16 protein-coding genes are annotated in these 16290 nt (G+C 37.0%); 11 read left to right on the plus strand and 5 right to left on the minus strand.

What is annotated here, in order from left to right:
• Nucleotides 1-41 precede the first annotated feature (41 nt).
• Both AC2YJL_RS06990 and AC2YJL_RS06995 read right to left on the minus strand, forming a co-directional pair.
• Nucleotides 42-989 carry a phosphotriesterase family protein gene (locus AC2YJL_RS06990; RefSeq protein ID WP_195696383.1) on the minus strand — a complete coding sequence of 316 codons (948 nt, stop codon included), beginning with the start codon at nt 987-989 and terminating at the stop codon, nt 42-44.
• Nucleotides 990-1209: 220 nt separating this feature from the next.
• Nucleotides 1210-1716 (minus strand): CcdC protein domain-containing protein, encoded by a 507-nt coding sequence (locus tag AC2YJL_RS06995; protein ID WP_176543638.1) that lies wholly within the window; start codon nt 1714-1716, stop codon nt 1210-1212.
• A 259-nt stretch (nt 1717-1975) separates the two neighbouring features.
• Between AC2YJL_RS06995 and AC2YJL_RS07000 the strand changes: the two genes are divergently transcribed.
• Both AC2YJL_RS07000 and AC2YJL_RS07005 read left to right on the plus strand, forming a co-directional pair.
• Nucleotides 1976-2422, plus strand: coding sequence for a helix-turn-helix domain-containing protein (locus AC2YJL_RS07000; protein ID WP_244658436.1), 447 nt, complete (start codon nt 1976-1978; stop codon nt 2420-2422).
• A gap of 446 nt (nt 2423-2868) precedes the next feature.
• Nucleotides 2869-3609 (plus strand): CPBP family intramembrane glutamic endopeptidase, encoded by a 741-nt coding sequence (locus AC2YJL_RS07005; protein WP_369361214.1) that lies wholly within the window; start codon nt 2869-2871, stop codon nt 3607-3609.
• A gap of 79 nt (nt 3610-3688) precedes the next feature.
• Here the strand turns inward: AC2YJL_RS07005 and AC2YJL_RS07010 are convergent, their stop codons facing one another.
• Nucleotides 3689-3823: a hypothetical protein gene (locus AC2YJL_RS07010; protein ID WP_255219768.1), complete on the minus strand. Its 135-nt coding sequence runs from the start codon at nt 3821-3823 to the stop codon at nt 3689-3691.
• Nucleotides 3824-4056: 233 nt separating this feature from the next.
• Here AC2YJL_RS07010 and AC2YJL_RS07015 point away from each other — a divergent pair, with 233 nt between their 5' ends.
• The 7 genes from AC2YJL_RS07015 (at nt 4057) to AC2YJL_RS07045 (ending at nt 11312) form a co-directional block, all read left to right on the plus strand.
• Entirely contained in the window at nt 4057-4833 is a 777-nt protein-coding gene (locus AC2YJL_RS07015; RefSeq protein ID WP_369361213.1) for an SDR family NAD(P)-dependent oxidoreductase, read from the plus strand.
• Between the two features lie 171 nt (nt 4834-5004).
• Complete coding sequence (locus AC2YJL_RS07020; protein ID WP_369383376.1) at nt 5005-5643, plus strand: NAD(P)-dependent oxidoreductase; 639 nt, start codon at nt 5005-5007, stop codon at nt 5641-5643.
• 372 nt (nt 5644-6015) lie between these two features.
• A complete protein-coding gene (locus AC2YJL_RS07025; RefSeq protein WP_195696386.1) occupies nt 6016-6306 on the plus strand; it encodes a hypothetical protein in 291 nt (96 codons plus the stop codon).
• A 430-nt stretch (nt 6307-6736) separates the two neighbouring features.
• Nucleotides 6737-7951, plus strand: coding sequence for a threonine synthase (locus tag AC2YJL_RS07030; RefSeq protein WP_487374729.1), 1215 nt, complete (start codon nt 6737-6739; stop codon nt 7949-7951).
• 911 nt (nt 7952-8862) lie between these two features.
• A complete protein-coding gene (locus AC2YJL_RS07035) occupies nt 8863-10266 on the plus strand; it encodes an MFS transporter (protein WP_033580232.1) in 1404 nt (467 codons plus the stop codon).
• A 294-nt stretch (nt 10267-10560) separates the two neighbouring features.
• Nucleotides 10561-10764, plus strand: coding sequence for a cold-shock protein (locus AC2YJL_RS07040; RefSeq protein WP_014459099.1), 204 nt, complete (start codon nt 10561-10563; stop codon nt 10762-10764).
• Between the two features lie 374 nt (nt 10765-11138).
• A complete protein-coding gene (locus AC2YJL_RS07045; RefSeq protein WP_014459100.1) occupies nt 11139-11312 on the plus strand; it encodes a hypothetical protein in 174 nt (57 codons plus the stop codon).
• A gap of 197 nt (nt 11313-11509) precedes the next feature.
• Here the strand turns inward: AC2YJL_RS07045 and AC2YJL_RS07050 are convergent, their stop codons facing one another.
• Nucleotides 11510-11710, minus strand: coding sequence for a cold-shock protein (locus tag AC2YJL_RS07050; RefSeq protein WP_029714163.1), 201 nt, complete (start codon nt 11708-11710; stop codon nt 11510-11512).
• 290 nt (nt 11711-12000) lie between these two features.
• Here AC2YJL_RS07050 and AC2YJL_RS07055 point away from each other — a divergent pair, with 290 nt between their 5' ends.
• The gene (locus tag AC2YJL_RS07055; RefSeq protein ID WP_013058095.1) at nt 12001-12876 is read left to right on the plus strand and encodes a YitT family protein; all 876 of its coding nucleotides are present in this window, start codon (nt 12001-12003) and stop codon (nt 12874-12876) included.
• Nucleotides 12877-13597: 721 nt separating this feature from the next.
• Nucleotides 13598-15526, plus strand: a complete 1929-nt coding sequence (fbp, locus tag AC2YJL_RS07060; RefSeq protein WP_195696387.1) for a fructose-1,6-bisphosphatase — start codon at nt 13598-13600, stop codon at nt 15524-15526.
• A 55-nt stretch (nt 15527-15581) separates the two neighbouring features.
• Here the strand turns inward: fbp and AC2YJL_RS07065 are convergent, their stop codons facing one another.
• Nucleotides 15582-16289 (minus strand): M48 family metallopeptidase, encoded by a 708-nt coding sequence (locus tag AC2YJL_RS07065; protein ID WP_369361211.1) that lies wholly within the window; start codon nt 16287-16289, stop codon nt 15582-15584.
• Nucleotide 16290: the final 1 nt, after the last annotated feature.

Below are 16290 nucleotides of genomic sequence, written 5' to 3' on the forward strand. Positions count from 1 at the left end.
TTAGACAGTGGGGGTTTTAGTAGTAATGAAAAAGACTATCTTTATTCCTTTCCTTCAAACCAACAGCGGGCGTTATCAAAAAGCATGTGCTGAATCTGCTGTTCGGTTACGCCTTTTCTTTTTAACTCCGGCACGACTTCTTCTAACACAAAGCTCATTGACCATTTTGGAAAACGTTCTTCAATTACGCCTTCTGGAAACCAGTCCATTGTACAGCAGTAGTCTTGTGATAGAAACATGCGGTTTGAGTATCCTTGTTTGGCTAACTCAATGACCGTGTTATTTCTATTTTCAGTTGAACATTCTCTTGTCAAACCGTAGCGGTCCATTCCAATAAAAGCCCCTTGATTTAAAATATTTGAAATATATTCAAGGTTATCCGTATCTCCCGTATGTCCAATCAGAATTTGACTTGGGTTAGCACCTTCATCCAGTAAGATATCAAGCTGCTTTAAGCCTGTGCCGCTTGCAGGATGTGAATGGGTCATAATCGGCACGCCCGTTTTTTTATGAGCTCGTGCCACGGCACGCATTACTTTTTCTACATCGGCCGTTACGCCAGGTGCATCTGTAGCGCATTTTAGAAAGCCTGCTTTGATTGACGTGTTTTGAATGCCGACTTCAATATCTCGAACAAACAGGTCTGCCATATAGTCAATGCTACGAGTTTGAAAGTGGGTAGGGATGTAGTTATACGTATAAATTCCTGTAGCTGCGATGATCTGAGTGTCCGTTTCACGGGCAATTTTTTCAATAAAGCGAATATCGCGCCCTTGTTCCATTACCGTAGGATCACAGATGGTTTTGACTCCGAGCTTCTTCGCGCGATTAACTTGTTCGACTGCTTTTGCGATTTCTTGTTTCTCATCATATAAATGAGGAAACTGTGCGTGAACAGATTCAGAACGAACGCGCATATGTTCATGAATTAACGTTAGCCCTAGTTCTGACGCGTTGACTGGGCCGGTTACAGAATTGATAAATGTCATAGTGTAATTCCTTTCATAATCTACCTGTAAATTAAACAGCGGGTGATCAGGTACAGTTTTAATTTAATCTGTTTTATTTTTATATATAGACTACCGTTATAAAAAACACATATTGCATTATACAACATATGTATTGTCTTACACAACAGGCGGGACTTTTACTCCCCATGACAAAAAATCCTTCTTTCCAAGCAGAAAGAAGGACCATTCATATTGATGATTACCCAGCGTTTACGCTGTAATGATCACCGTTTAATTTACGAAATTTTAGATAGCTGCCAACTCTCCAAATAACAATATATATAAAGGCTAGCGTCATTGTTAAGACCGCGAAGTCTATCGAATCCAACCCTTTAAAGTACTGGCTCAAAGCCATTCTTATGAAAATAATAGCAATAATTACATATTTAAAATTTTTATTTGGCTTTGAGTAAATGAAGCCGTCTTCTCTTACTTCATAGTCTGTTTGGCTAAGCATAATAAGCCCAAATATAACACCTAATACACCAGCAATCAGCATTTCCCAGTAGGGAGGTAAGTGAAAGGGCTGGCCCGGTATGTGCATCAGCTGACTTAGACTAAGGGAAAATGCAATCAATATGAAAAAAATAGGTGCTAATATACCAAGTCCATTCTTTTTAATGGGCTTATTTTTCTTTTTCATCTTTCTCCAAATAATGAGTCCAATAAGAGCAATAACAAATATATAAATAAGCAGCATTTCCATCGTTATTTTGCCTCCTTTTTTATTTCTGCGTTCGTACAATCCACTATTTAGTATAAACAATAAAAGGATGAAGATAAAAGTGCATTCTTTCATTTTTTACACATGAGAATTCTCACTATTTTTATTACTGTCGTTTTAGATTTTTTGTATATGACTCATTAACTGTTTCTTTCTTTTTTACCACAATATGTTAGAATTGTAGAAAACGAGAAAACGTAGTGCAGGCAAATTTTGTTTACACGCTGCCATAGTTATAGAGGTGAATGAGTTGAGGTTAGGAAATCAGCTAGAAAAATTAAGAGAAGAACAAAAGATGTCTCAAGAAGAAGCTGCTAAGCAAGTGGGTGTATCTGTACAAAACATACATAAGTGGGAAAATAATCAGAGCTATCCTGGGATCCAACATCTTTTAACGTTAGGGGACATCTATGGAACAACCATTGATGAATTTATTAAAAGTGATGCTGCATTACAAAGCAGAATAAATATTCGGGAAGAAGAAAAAGAAGACGACGATGAACTGCTTCACCCAGGTTTTTATATCGGAATAGGCATCATGTTTCTTGGTACTTTACTTAGCCTGATTATCGGCAATCTTACAATCACGATGGTGACCAACATCGCTGGAATGCTAATTGCTTGTTTTTATAAAGGTATTTTAAAACTTTTGAAAGAAGTCAAAAAAGATTTTTATGAACAAGGATAAAAGGGTAAGTAGCGTAAGCCACCCTATGAAATAGCACAAAAACGATGAGGTGTACCAGGTGAAAGAGTTAAATTTAAATTTTATGACCATATCTTTTTTATGTTTAATAAGCTATTACTTATTTCGAGTGGGAGCATACGCTTTAGCCAGTAGGTATATACAAAAAACTCCTGAAGGAAGTGTTTCCAATTGGGCGCTTAGTGTACTTGTTAGAAGCGGCAAAAAAATGGAGTTCAGTGATTATGTCACGTGGGCAGGATTTTGTATACTTTTATATCTTATGTAGTCACAGTAAAAAAGTAAGGAACTACCTTCTTATTTTAAAAGGAAGAAGCGCTGTCTCACATGGTCTTTGAGCTCAAATGATAAAAGGGTGAAAACATATAAAATCCTTAAAACGAATAGTCTAGGTTATCAATGAAACCTAAAGCAGAGGTGGTGTAGTGATGATCAAGTCAAAGCTTTTGTGGAAAGTTATTGGCCTAGAAATCTTAGTTATCTTTTGGTTTGTTGTAAACGGTGCATACGTGAGCATGACGCATCCTACTACACATTATCTTCAGTATTTAGGAATCGTCCCTTTGGCGATTGGAATAGCATTTTATCTAACAAAAACAAAAAAGTGGCTGCATTTTTTCTCCTTTCAACAAAACATGTCGTTTAGAACGAGAATCCTGTTTCTTTCTCCGCTTCTTTTGTATTTGCTTATTATCCTCATTGGGAACAAAGGTGTACACGGAAGTTCCATTGCTGATCTTGTTCTTATTTTGCTTACCCAAACTCTAGTTATAGCATTTGTAGAAGAGATGGTGTTTAGAGGGTTTATCCTTAATCTGCTGTTATCAAAAAGCTATAAGGTAGCGGTTCTTTGTTCATCATTCCTTTTTGCTTTTACCCACAGTTTAAATGCGCTAAGCGGTCAATCGATAGGAGATACAATCTTTCAAATTTTATTTGCATTTGTTATTGGATTGGTACTCGCTTTGCTGATTGTTAACGGTGAATCAATTGGAATTACGATTGCATTCCACGGCTTAAATAATTTTCTTCAGTTTACAAGCCCTGTTGACGCTAACGATTCTTTACTTGTTAATTACGCGCTGCTTCTATTTTTAAGCGGATATGCCTTCTATTTATGGAATCGAAAATCTACTTTATCAGTTTCTCAACATCAGATTAGTACCTAATCAAAAGAGGTTGAGACGTAACGAGATATGAATTCAATCTAAAAACAACAACTAGTATGCATGAGCTGAACCGCGCTCGTTACATCGCAGTTGATTTCCGTGCAAGGCTTCGCTTTCCGCGGGCGGCCGCTGAGCCTCCTCGTCGCTTACACTCCTGCGGGGTCTCACCTGTTCCGCTTTTCCCGCAGGAGTCTTCGCCTTGCCCTCCAATCAACTGCTAGAAAAACCTACACACATGAAACCTATGTTTACCATAAAAAAACGAACCACGAATCAAAAGTATTGATCAATGACTCATTTTTCACTTCGTCTAATCTCCTTTTGCCCCAGTCTCTTTTTAGTGTTTTAAAGCAGGGATTAATCTACCCAAAGCTGAATAACTTCTATGGCTAGTGTTACTCAATTTAATTTGTTGGGATCTTATTGAACGCAAAAGGGGAGAAAGATATGTTTGAAGAAAAAGTAGGTATTATTACGGGTGGAACGTCGGGGATTGGCTTAGCAACAGCGGAATTACTCGCAAAAGAGGGCATGCATGTTGTGATTGCCTCTAGAAATAGTGAAAAAGGAGAAGAAGCTCTTTCTATATTAAGAAAGTGGTCTCCTCGATCTCTTTTTATCAAAACCGATGTAACGAATAGTCAAGATGTTAAAAACCTTGTTAGCCAAACATACTCTACGTTTGGAAAAATTGATGTGGGCTTTAACAATGCGGCTAACACTGAAGCTTCATCTAGTGCTACGCATGAATTCAAAGAAGAAGACTTTGACCATTTGATCAACGTTACGTTAAAAAGTGTATGGCTTTGCATGAAATATCAGCTGCAGGTAATGACCAAACAAAACAGCGGTGCTATTGTGAATACATCATCAATGGACGCTATTTTATGCTCAGCGGGGACTGGCGTATATGCGGCTGGGAAAAGCGGTGTGATCGCTTTAACGAAGTCAGTTGCTCAAGAATATGGCCATCAACATATAAGAATTAACTCTTTGTGCCCAGGTGCATTTCGTACGCCTATGTTAGAAGAAAAGTTTTCAAATCTGTCTGAAGGTGAAAAAGCAAAGCTCAATGAATCCTATCAAAAGCTAAACGCGCTGGGAAGAATTGGTGAGCCGCTTGAAGCGGCAAAAGCAGTGAAATGGCTTCTTTCTGATGACGCTTCTTTTGTTACGGGTCAAAACATTATTGTAGACGGTGGAATTGGGTTTAGGTTTGAGTAAGAATAAGTGCTGAAACATAAAAATCTTTTACTATCCAGAGTTAGGGCTCCTTTTTTAAAAGGATTTTAAATGAAAGATTGATAAGATTAAAAGAGTTTATCTCATTCCTTAAATGCAAAAATGGTATAATGTGGTTATTAACTAAGCTCTGTTACTATGTATATGAAGGGAATGATAGATATAAAAAACACAATTGCAATTATTGGAGGAACTGGAAGGACAGGTAAATTCTTGGCGAAATCAGCTTTAGAAAAAGGTTATCACGTTCGTATGCTAGTTAGAACTCTGCCAAAACCGTTATTTGACGGCCAAAATATAACTTTAATTCAAGGAGATGCTAGAAATCGAGATGATATTCTTTCTTTACTAAGAGGATGCCAGGCTGTTATCAATACATTTGGTCAGCCTAACAAAGCGGTGCCTTTATATAGCGAAATTACAGCATTAGTTATCCAGACTATGAAAGAGCTCGAAATAAAAAGGTATATTGGGGTAACTGGAGGATCTTTAGATATAGACGGAGATAAAAAATCCGTTCTTAATAAAATAGGAGCTATGGCATTTCGTATTCTGTACTCTGAAATGATGAGGGATAAAAGAAAAGAACTGCAGCTTCTTCAAACAAGCAGGCTTGATTGGACGCTTGTACGTCTTCCTTTTGTTAAAGAGCACCGAAAATCCCAGGCAATAAAGGAAGATACATTTGATATGCCGGGCTTTAACATAGCTTCTTGTGATATAGCCAGGTTTATGATTGAACACATACACAATCCATCTTACATAGGTAAAACTCCGTTCATATCCAATTAACTAGTTTAATATGTTGAAATGTTATAAAAAGGTATTTGTGTAAGGGGATGTGTATGTCTTTTATTCTTACTAATTGTATGGCCATCAGTATAATGTTTGTGATACTACTTTTTGTAAGTATCATATGTAACAAAAGAATAGTTGCCCTTGTTATTTCCTTTGTTACGGTGTTGTTCGGTTTATGTTTACTTCTTTACTCTTTTGATAAAATAAGAGGGTTTGATGCGCTAGACGTTCAAATAAAAGGTTTGATGATTATCGGAGAAGGTTTGATCTTACTCGTTATTACAAGTGTATTCATTTCCGTCCAAGAGGCAAAAAAGAAAACTCTCTAAAGTCAGAAATAAAATAGCTGCTAAAGGCGGTGATGAAATGGCAATTGGAGTTGCATTACTTGTTTTAGTATTAGGTCTGATGTTTGCAAGCGGACTAAGCCAAGGAAAATCAGCTAAAAGAAAATATATAGTGTGGGGAACAACAACCATATTGATTATAGCTCCGTTCTTTTCCTGGGCCGTTTCAATTTTGTTTGCGATTAGCCAGAAAGAAGGTTTTGCAGGAGTTGCATTAATGATGTTATTGTTTCCGTTTTTCTTTTTAATAGGACTTGTTACGCTGTTAATAGGAATCTTTAAGAAAGAAAGTGTGAATAAATCTGTTTAGGAACAGGGAGAGAACTATTAGAAGTTCATATGCGCAGATGAGTTAATGATGGGGAAAGATAATGCTGCTTTTGTGTATGAAAGTGTTCCTAGTATAGTAAAGGTTTCGGTGTTGAAATCCGAAGGGGAGTTATTGCTTCCTAATACAAGTGAATTTGCTGAAAATCATAAAGTGATTATTCCTATAATTAAAGTATGATTTTTGTTTATTCTGCACGTCTTTATTTAAAATCACTAGGGGAAAAATCTAAAAAAGTAATATAAACAAAGTGGAAAGAAGCATAAAAACCCTAATATAACAGGGGTTTTTATGCTTTTTATTAATATTCGAAAAATTATGGGTAAAACATACCTTACAATTCTGATAAAAATAATATAAATTATAATGTATATAGAGTAGTATGTTTACAGAATTTAAAGGAGTGTGTATGATGCCGTTTAGTTATGTTTCTCACTTATATTGTCCTAAATGTAAAAAAGAATATAGTCCAAAAGAAAAACATCAATTATGTGAATGTGGCTCACCTTTATTAGTAGCGTATGATTTAGAGAGATTGAAAGACAATCTAAGTCCGAGAGATGTCCAAAGCAGAGAACCGAATCTATGGAGATATCATGAATTGCTTCCAGTAGAAGATCCAGAAAACGTCGTTTCCTTAGGAGAAGGGATGACTCCGCTTATAAAAATGCCTAAGCTGGGTAAAGAAATGGACATTCCAAACTTATATATGAAAGATGAGGGTATTATTCCAACGGGATCATTTAAAGCTAGAGGCGCCGCTGTAGGGGTGTCAAAAGCAAAAGAACTGGGCGTTGAACAGCTAGCGATGCCTACAAATGGGAATGCCGGAGCCGCTTGGTCGCTTTATTCGTCACGCGCTGACATAAAAGCAACTGTTGTGATGCCAAAAGATGCGCCTGTTATTACACGAAATGAGTGTGCTGTCGCTGGAGCTGACCTTTACTTAGTAGATGGACTCATCAGCGATGCGGGTAAAATTGTCGGTGAGGCTATTAAAGCCTGGGGTCTTTATGACGCTTCTACGCTTAAAGAGCCGTACCGAATCGAAGGCAAAAAAACAATGGGCCTAGAAGTTGCTGAACAGTTTTCTTGGAATCTTCCTGACGTGATTTTATATCCAACAGGAGGAGGCGTTGGTTTAATCGGCATCTATAAAGCGCTAAATGAATTAAAAGAGCTTGGCTGGATTACAGGTGATCTTCCTCGTTTAGTTGCGGTACAAGCTGAAAACTGTGCACCTATTGTCAAAGCATGGAATGAAAGAAAACAAGAATCTGAATTTTGGCCGGATTCTTCAACCATTGCTTTTGGTATCAACGTACCAAAAGCAATCGGGGACTTCTTAGTTTTAGAAGCAGTCTACAATACAAATGGATGTGCGATTGCGGTGGACGAAGATAAGATTGCGGAGGAACAAAAAAAAGTTGCACAGCTTGAAGGTTCGTTCATTTGTCCGGAAGGTGCTGCAACATTTTTAGCTGCACGCCGTTTGCGAGAAGAAGGGTGGATTAAAGAAAACGAAACGGTTGTTGCTTTAAATACAGGGCTTGGAGTTAAATATCCAAACACGGTAGATATTGAAGTCCCTGTTTTAGAACGAAATGGCAGCCTTACTAAAAAATAAAGCAAGTAAAAAAATAGATCTCCGTCTAAGCGGAGGTCTATTTTTTTATTCTATCGCAGATAATAACATGTTTATCTAATGTAAAAAAATGTAATAAGTGTGAATCTTTATATTCAAAACCATAAGGGTGTATTTAGGTTTAAAGTTTGTCTTGTGGGGTATCTAAAAGAAGAAAGAGAGTATCTTTCTATCTGGCAAAACAGCGTGGTGAGGGAGTGGAGCTGGCATATTACGCAAGTTGAACAATATGCCAAAAGTAGCACTATAAACCAGCTTGCTTTTACAGTAGAAAACTTACTTGAAGCCACGAATGATTATACGGAGAAAGGAGTTGAATTTTTATCCCTCGAACCCAGCCAACTCTTAAAGTTTTATTCTATGGACCGAATCATCCAGTGCTGCACTTGTTAGAACGAGCTTTATATTTATTTTTAAGGCTACATAATTTTTGTAGTAGAAATAGTGTGTCTATTACAAAATAAAGCTTATATCTAATGGGTTGTAACAATAATTGTCAGATAACCTGAGTGGAAATTGCTACCAAGCATATTGTAAACCAGATGCGCTATCTTTAACGACAAGTTACTATTTCAGCGACTGTAATTCCATCGAAAACGATCCCTATTTTAGGCGAAAATCGTTTTTTTAATAGCAATGAATTGTACGTTGAAATAAAAAAAGTTTATTTTGGTTTTAATTCATTTATTTGTTAGCGTTCCTTCTTCAGCTTTTTTGGCTTCAAACCCTTTAGCCATAACCTTTTTTAATATTTAGCATCACATGAATAGTTTTCGTTTTTTACTTAAAAATAAGAAGTGTTTCAACACATTTACATGTGAAATACAGTAAGTCAAATTTGACTTTACTACTCAGTCTTGTATAATCGTATACCGCGGAGGTGACGTAATGAAATGAAGTTTAATAAGAAAAAAATTAACGTCGTAGATATTGACAAAGCTAAAAAAAGCGTCTTTGCTACAGGAGTAGGAAACGCGATGGAATGGTTTGACTTTGGCTTGTATTCATATTTAGCCGTAATTATTAGTCAAAACTTTTTTAGCGCAGTTGAAAATGATCAGCTCAAATTAGTATTCACATTTGCCACATTTGCGATTGCCTTTTTAATGCGTCCATTGGGCGGTGTTATATTCGGTAAAATTGGAGACAAGTTAGGAAGGAAAGTCGTTTTAACCACTACCATTATTTTAATGGCCTTTTCCACATTACTCATTGGGTTGTTACCTACATATGATCAAATCGGTATATGGGCACCCATCCTTTTATTAATTGCACGAATCATCCAAGGTTTTTCAACTGGTGGTGAATATGCTGGTGCGATGGTGTATATTGCAGAATCGTCTCCAGACAATAAGCGAAATGTGCTTGGAAGTGGACTAGAAATCGGTACACTTGTTGGTTATATTCTTGCTTCACTGCTAGCTAGCTTACTGTTTTTTGTTCTTTCGGATAAACAGATGGCCTCATGGGGCTGGAGAATTCCCTTCTTATTAGGATTGCCTTTAGGACTTATTGGTTTTTATTTACGAAGAAGTTTAGGGGAAACGCCTATTTTTGAAAATGAACTTTCCAACGAAGACGAAGTTGAAGAAGAAAGCTTCCTCTCTATTTTAAAAAATCACAAAAAAGATGTGTTTGTTTGTTTCGTAGCCGTGGCTTTCTTTAACATTACAAACTATATGCTATTATCGTACATGCCTTCTTATTTAAATGAAATTATTGGTTTATCAAACACAGTTGGTACGGTATTAATTACGGCAGTTATGATTTTAATGGTGCCGCTTGCTCTTATGTTTGGAAAACTGAGCGACAAAATCGGAAACAAGAAAGTTTTCTTAATCGGTTTAGGCGGATTAAGCTTACTGTCAGCCTTTTCGTTCTATTTAATCAACTTAAATGGTTTAGTTTTTATTTCAATCGGTATTCTTATTCTAGGTGTTTTACTTGCTACGTATGAAGGAACAATGCCAGGAACGCTGCCAACAATGTTCTACACAGATATTCGCTACCGAACATTAGCGATCACGTTTAATGTTTCAGTTTCTATCTTTGGAGGAACGACGCCATTAGTTGCGACATGGTTAGTTCACGCAACGGGCAATCACTTGGCTCCAGCGTTCTATTTAACCATTGTGAGCATCATCGGATTTTTCGTGATTTTATTCTTGTTTGCGAACACAGCAGGAAAATCACTCAAAGGTTCATACCCAACGGTTGCTTCTAAATCTGAATACAATGAAGCGGTTGAAAATCCAAAAGATTCATTATGGTGGCACACAGAGCAAACAGAAAAATAAAGTAAATAAACAGCAGGTGCTACATTGACTGCTTCGTAAAATAGGAACGATAAAAAGAGCCTTCTCTTTGTATAGAGCTACAAAGAGAAGGCTCTTTTTATCGTTCGACGATTTATTCCATTCCCTGTATTTGCTATCTTTGATTCTGTATGTTACGATTGAGTTAATTATTTTTGTTCGGTATAAGATTGAGAGAAGAGAAATCTCTTCCATAGAATTTTTTATCTTAAGATAGTATGGTTGGACAAGGGTAGTAATACAAGCGTGGAGTATTCCACACCAGGAGGCAATATTATGGAACAAGGTACAGTGAAATGGTTTAATGCAGACAAAGGCTTCGGCTTTATCGAAGTTGAAGGCGGAGACGATGTATTCGTACATTTCAGCTCTATTCAAGGTGAAGGCTTTAAATCGTTAGAAGAAGGTCAAAAAGTAACGTTTGACATTGAACAAGGTCAACGCGGAGCACAAGCTGCTAACGTTCATAAAGTAGCATAATTAATCCAACGTAAAAAGACTCCACATAGGGGTCTTTTTGCTTTGGATTTTAATAATTAAAAAAGAAATGATTTTAAAAAGGTTACTTTAAACATAAGTATAGACATTGGAGACAAAAGCCGGTAAAGAAGAGCTACCTATATCCTGTGTCGTAAATAACTAGAAAAGAATACATTATAGCTGTAGAACGATAGGCTTTAGGAGCAGGTATACGTAAGGTATCAAATATAACTAACCTTCGCTGGACTAGCCCTTGGGAAAGGTTTCTGATCATCAGCATGCTGATAAAGCCTCAAATATAAGCTGAACATTATATTTCCCGATAAATAAAGTTAAAAATTTGATTGTTTTTGATACGAGAGAGGATGAAGGATATGAGTATAAGCTTATTTGCTAATGGAGAAACAGTAAGTATAAAAGCATCTAATGAAATAGTGATCATCTTAAAAAGTCATTATGTGAAAAACATGAAAAGATATTCTTATACAGTTGATAAATATCCCAGTACATTTTTCTTTGAAGAAGAGTTAATGAAGCACGAATCATAATTATTCATGAAGAAATTTTGATTTATAGTTTGGATTCCGCCAATACTATGCTATACTGAGTTTACCATTTGTATTACCGATTACTATTTTTGTATTAATAAGCCCTATTCCTCAGTGGATAGGGTTTTATTATTACATTTTCAAAGTAATGAAAAAGACAGACTCCATGGAGTCTGTCTTTTTCTATTTATGATGGATTACGCTTTTTGAACGTTAGTAGCTTGAGGGCCGCGTTGACCTTGTTCTACTTCAAATGTAACTTCTTGACCTTCGTCTAAAGATTTGAAGCCTTCGCTTTGGATTGCTGAGAAATGTACAAATACATCGTCTCCGTTTTCGCGTTCGATGAATCCAAAACCTTTTTCTGCGTTAAACCATTTTACTTTACCTTGTTCCATAATTGTTGCCTCCTAGTGTGACACGCACACATTGTATTACTATCCTTGCTCAAATCTATAGACGAAAGTTATGTAACTTATCAATCTTTGCCGAACAAAAATAATTCTTCTTAAACTTAACAGAAATAGGGACTTATTGCAAGGATAGAGTCTGTACAGCTACAATTTCTCTTTTATCTATGTTTGCACTATGTGAGCTAAAAAACGATACGTAAGCCTCCTTAGTTCAAATAAAGAGAATGTTTGTGGTACACTTAAATAGTAAAAAACATTTAAAAGTGAGGAATTATATGAACACAACTAAAAAACATCACAGGCCTAAGCGGCTAAAAATTGCTTTCCGAGCATTAATGGTCATTATCGGAGGAATTATTGCAGCTTACGGCTTAGAAACTGTCCTAATTCCAAACCATGTTTCAGATGGAGGGGTAACAGGCATTAGCATCGTTGCTTCAAACCTATTTGGTTTGCCACTTGGGGTTCTCATCGCCGTTATCAACATTCCTTTTGTATGGTTAGGATATCAACAAATCGGTAAAAGTTTTGCCATCTTTTCAATCCTCGGAATCGTTTCATTAGCTGTCGGTACAAGCCTCATGCATCACACTCCAGCGATTATTGAAGGAGATACACTACTCGTAACCGTTGTCGGCGGTATTATCCTTGGGTTTGGAATGGGAATTGCACTTCGTAACGGCGGGGCCTTAGATGGCATCGATATGCTAGCTGTACTGCTTTCTCGAAAACTGCCGTTTGGAACAAGTGATCTTATTTTGTTCTTAAATGCGTTTGTATTTATTTTTGTTTCATTAGTATTTGGTCTGCAAGGCGCGATTCTTTCTGCAATTGCATACTTTATTGCATCCAAAGTTATTCACATCGTAGAGGTAGGGCTAAGCGGATCGAAAACCTTCCAGATTATCACTTCTCAGCCTGCATTAATGGTAGAGACAATACGTGATCGTTTAGGTCGAAGCGCTACATACAAAGAAGCTTACGGCGGTTATTCTCATGAAAAATTTAAGGAAATCACATGTGTAATCAACCGTTTAGAAGAAAGCAAAATGAAAGAAATTATCAATGAAATTGACCCGACGGCTTTTGTTACGGTATATGACGTAGCCGAAGTTAAAGGCGGTAATTTCCGAAAGAATAATATCCACTAAGTACACCAATCACTACATTTGTACAAACACTCTACCATATCCTCTTTTACTAAGGTGTGTAGAGATAAGAAAAGCAGCGTGATGTTTTACATCCGCTGCTTTTTTATATCGTAAAATCCGCTTGCTTAGCGGAGGGCTTTAAAACCGGATATGCTAAAAAAGTGAAACGGTGAGAATTAAGGTGGATAAGGCATCAGCAGACATTAATGTGATGATTTTTCTCTTCATCCAACAAATCCAACAGAAAAAATCTCTGAACATAAAAGAACAGAGATTCAACAGAATGATGATTCTTATATAATACAAAGGATGACTTTTCCTGTCTCAGAAAGGTCATTTTTATTGTAACACCAGCAAGGTCTTAACGCTGTGAGATATCTCACAGCTAGGAAGGGAAAAATCTGTTATTGTGTAGAGGTCGGAGTAAACTTTCTTGATTATGTGCGCTTCTTTCATATGTATCGAACCTGCTGACTGAGATCAGCAGGTTTTTTTATAGTATCACTTTCTCTATGAGGTAAGGGAAAAGAACGGGAAATCTTTATAGACAAATAGACTTTATACCATTTTACCTATACGTAAAATAGGTTAAAATAAAGAGGTGAGGCATGGAGAGAAAAGAGTTAAATAAGAGGTGCGTAACATTATAATCACAATTTATCTTAAAGGGTTATAACGGTGATTATACTAAATGGTGAACGTTGAAAGGGGATACATAGTTTTGAACACAAAATATCTAGATTTACTTGCACAAAGGTATGATACGGAAGAAAAAGTGGTAACCGAAATTATTAACCTTGAAGCTATTCTTCATCTGCCAAAGGGGACCGAGCATTTTGTCAGTGATTTACACGGCGAGTATCAAGCCTTTCAGCATGTGCTGCGAAATGGTTCAGGAAATGTAAAAGAGAAAATCAAAGACCTTTTTAAAGATGTATTATCTGACAAAGAAATCAATGAATTTGCGACATTAGTGTATTACCCTGAAGAAAAATTACCGTTGATTAAAGCGCAGTTTCGAAACAAAAAGGAACTCTATCAATGGTATACAGAAATCATTGATCGTATGCTTAATCTTATTTCGTACGCTTCTTCTAAATACACGCGTTCTAAACTGCGTAAAGCATTGCCGGATCAATTTGTGTACATTATTGAAGAACTGCTATATAAAACGGATGAATTTACAAATAAAGAACAGTACTATACAAAGATTGTTCAGCAGATTATTTCTCTGGGACAAGCCGATAAGCTTATTATAGGCCTTGCTTATACGACGCAAAGGTTGGTTGTGGACCATCTGCACGTAGTAGGGGACATTTATGACCGTGGACCTGAGCCGGATAAAATTATGGATACGCTCATTAATTATCACTCCGTTGATATTCAGTGGGGAAATCACGATGTGCTATGGCTAGGCGCTTTTGCGGGTTCGAAAGTGTGCTTAGCTAATATTATTCGTATCTGCGCGAGATACGACAATCTAGATATTATTGAAGACGTATATGGCATTAACCTGAGACCGCTGCTTAACCTGGCGGAGAAATATTATGATGACAATCCTGCTTTTAGACCAAAAGTAAGCTCGAGTGACAAACTATCCGATCACGAGCGACTACAAATTACGAAAATTCATCAGGCCATTGCGATGATTCAGTTCAAGCTGGAAAGTCCGATTATAAAAAGACGTCCTTTCTTTAATATGTCAGAAAGGCTGTTGCTTGAAAAAATTGATTATGATAAAAATGAAATTACGATATACGGAAACACGTATCCGCTAGAAAACAGCTGCTTTGCAACGGTGGATCCGGCGCAGCCTGATCAGCTATTAGAAGAAGAAGAGCAGGTAATGGAAAGACTGCTGCTTTCTGTACAGCATTCGGAAAAACTGGCGAGACATATGAAGTTTCTGATGAAAAAAGGCAGCCTTTATTTAAAATACAACGGAAACTTATTAATACACGGCTGCATTCCTTTAGATGAAGAAGGAAACATGGAGAAAATGACGATTGAAGATAAAACGTATGCAGGCCGCAACTTGCTTGATGTGTTTGAACATTATTTGCAAGAGGCTTTTGCCCATCCTGAAGAAACGGATGATTTGGCAACAGATATGGTCTGGTACCTATGGACAGGAGAATATTCATCACTCTTTGGGAAACGTGCAATGACGACGTTTGAAAGATATTTTATCAGTGATAAAACAACGCATAAAGAGAAGAAGAATCCGTATTATTACTTACGGGAAAATGAGGAAGTCTGCCGAAACATCCTGGAAGAATTTAAATTAAATCCTGATCATGGTCATATTATCAATGGGCATACGCCAGTCAAAGAAATTGAAGGAGAAAACCCGGTCAAAGCAAATGGAAAGATGATTGTTATTGACGGCGGTTTTTCAAAAGCGTATCAATCCACAACAGGGATTGCTGGATACACATTATTATACAATTCTTACGGCATGCAGCTAGTCGCTCATAAACACTTTAATTCAAAAGAAGAGATTTTATTAGAAGGAACGGACGTCTTATCTGTAAAGCGATTGGTTGACAAAGAACTAGAAAGAAAAATGGTTTTAGAAACAAATGTCGGAGAAGAATTGTTAAAAGAAATTTCTATTTTAAAAGATTTAAGAAAATATCGCTATAGTTAAAGATAAAAAAAGAGCAGTATGCCCCTGGGGCTTCTGCTCTTTTTATTTAGCGGTACTACACCGTCATTTCCCAGTTCGACATTTCCAGCCAGTTCTCTTGTTCACGATAATCGGGCATGATTTTCCCGACAAGGCGCCAAAAAGACCGGTCATGGTTCATGTGAACCATGTGGCACATTTCATGAACGACTACGTAATCAATGACGTGCTGAGGTGCCATTGCCAGCCGCCAGTTAAAGGTTAGCTGACGCTTGGAATCACACGTGCCCCACGCTTTTTTGCTATCGGAAATCGACATGGAGCGCGGCTTTGTTTTAAAATGTTTTTGATAGGAGGAGATACTCTTGGTTACTAGCGCTTTACATTGTTGATAGTAAAAGCGTTTGAGCGCTTGTTTTATCGCTTCATCGTCGTGCTGATTGACATAAATCTGAAGCGTGTTCGCTTCAAACACTACAGAATCCTTTGTAATAGTCGAATCGTGATGAATCTGTATCGGATAGTTTTTTCCTACATACAAAAAGCGTTCTCCGTGTTCATAGACTTTTTTCTTTGGTCCATGCGTTCTATCTTTCATTTCGTTTATTTTTTGCTGAATCAATGCCCAGTTGTTCTCTAGTAACATACGTACTTGTTCAGTAGACGTTCCTTTAGGAGCAAGGACTTCGACCGTTCCGTATCCGTCTACTTTAATTGCAAAAGAACTTCGGTTTTTATATCGTATTTCATAATGGATACTCTGATTTGAAAAAGTGTGTATCATG

The sequence above is a fragment of the Priestia sp. SRI_019 genome, from assembly GCF_057586255.1.

Coding starts and splice junctions, on each gene's coding strand:
- AC2YJL_RS06990 (WP_195696383.1), bottom strand. CDS start 989: ATGACATTTATCAATTCTGTAACCGGCCCAGTCAACGCGTCAGAACTA.
- AC2YJL_RS06995 (WP_176543638.1), bottom strand. CDS start 1,716: ATGGAAATGCTGCTTATTTATATATTTGTTATTGCTCTTATTGGACTC.
- AC2YJL_RS07005 (WP_369361214.1), top strand. CDS start 2,869: ATGATCAAGTCAAAGCTTTTGTGGAAAGTTATTGGCCTAGAAATCTTA.
- AC2YJL_RS07015 (WP_369361213.1), top strand. CDS start 4,057: ATGTTTGAAGAAAAAGTAGGTATTATTACGGGTGGAACGTCGGGGATT.
- AC2YJL_RS07020 (WP_369383376.1), top strand. CDS start 5,005: ATGATAGATATAAAAAACACAATTGCAATTATTGGAGGAACTGGAAGG.
- AC2YJL_RS07025 (WP_195696386.1), top strand. CDS start 6,016: ATGGCAATTGGAGTTGCATTACTTGTTTTAGTATTAGGTCTGATGTTT.
- AC2YJL_RS07030 (WP_487374729.1), top strand. CDS start 6,737: ATGCCGTTTAGTTATGTTTCTCACTTATATTGTCCTAAATGTAAAAAA.
- AC2YJL_RS07035 (WP_033580232.1), top strand. CDS start 8,863: ATGAAGTTTAATAAGAAAAAAATTAACGTCGTAGATATTGACAAAGCT.
- AC2YJL_RS07040 (WP_014459099.1), top strand. CDS start 10,561: ATGGAACAAGGTACAGTGAAATGGTTTAATGCAGACAAAGGCTTCGGC.
- AC2YJL_RS07045 (WP_014459100.1), top strand. CDS start 11,139: ATGAGTATAAGCTTATTTGCTAATGGAGAAACAGTAAGTATAAAAGCA.
- AC2YJL_RS07050 (WP_029714163.1), bottom strand. CDS start 11,710: ATGGAACAAGGTAAAGTAAAATGGTTTAACGCAGAAAAAGGTTTTGGA.
- AC2YJL_RS07055 (WP_013058095.1), top strand. CDS start 12,001: ATGAACACAACTAAAAAACATCACAGGCCTAAGCGGCTAAAAATTGCT.
- AC2YJL_RS07065 (WP_369361211.1), bottom strand. CDS start 16,289: ATGATACACACTTTTTCAAATCAGAGTATCCATTATGAAATACGATAT.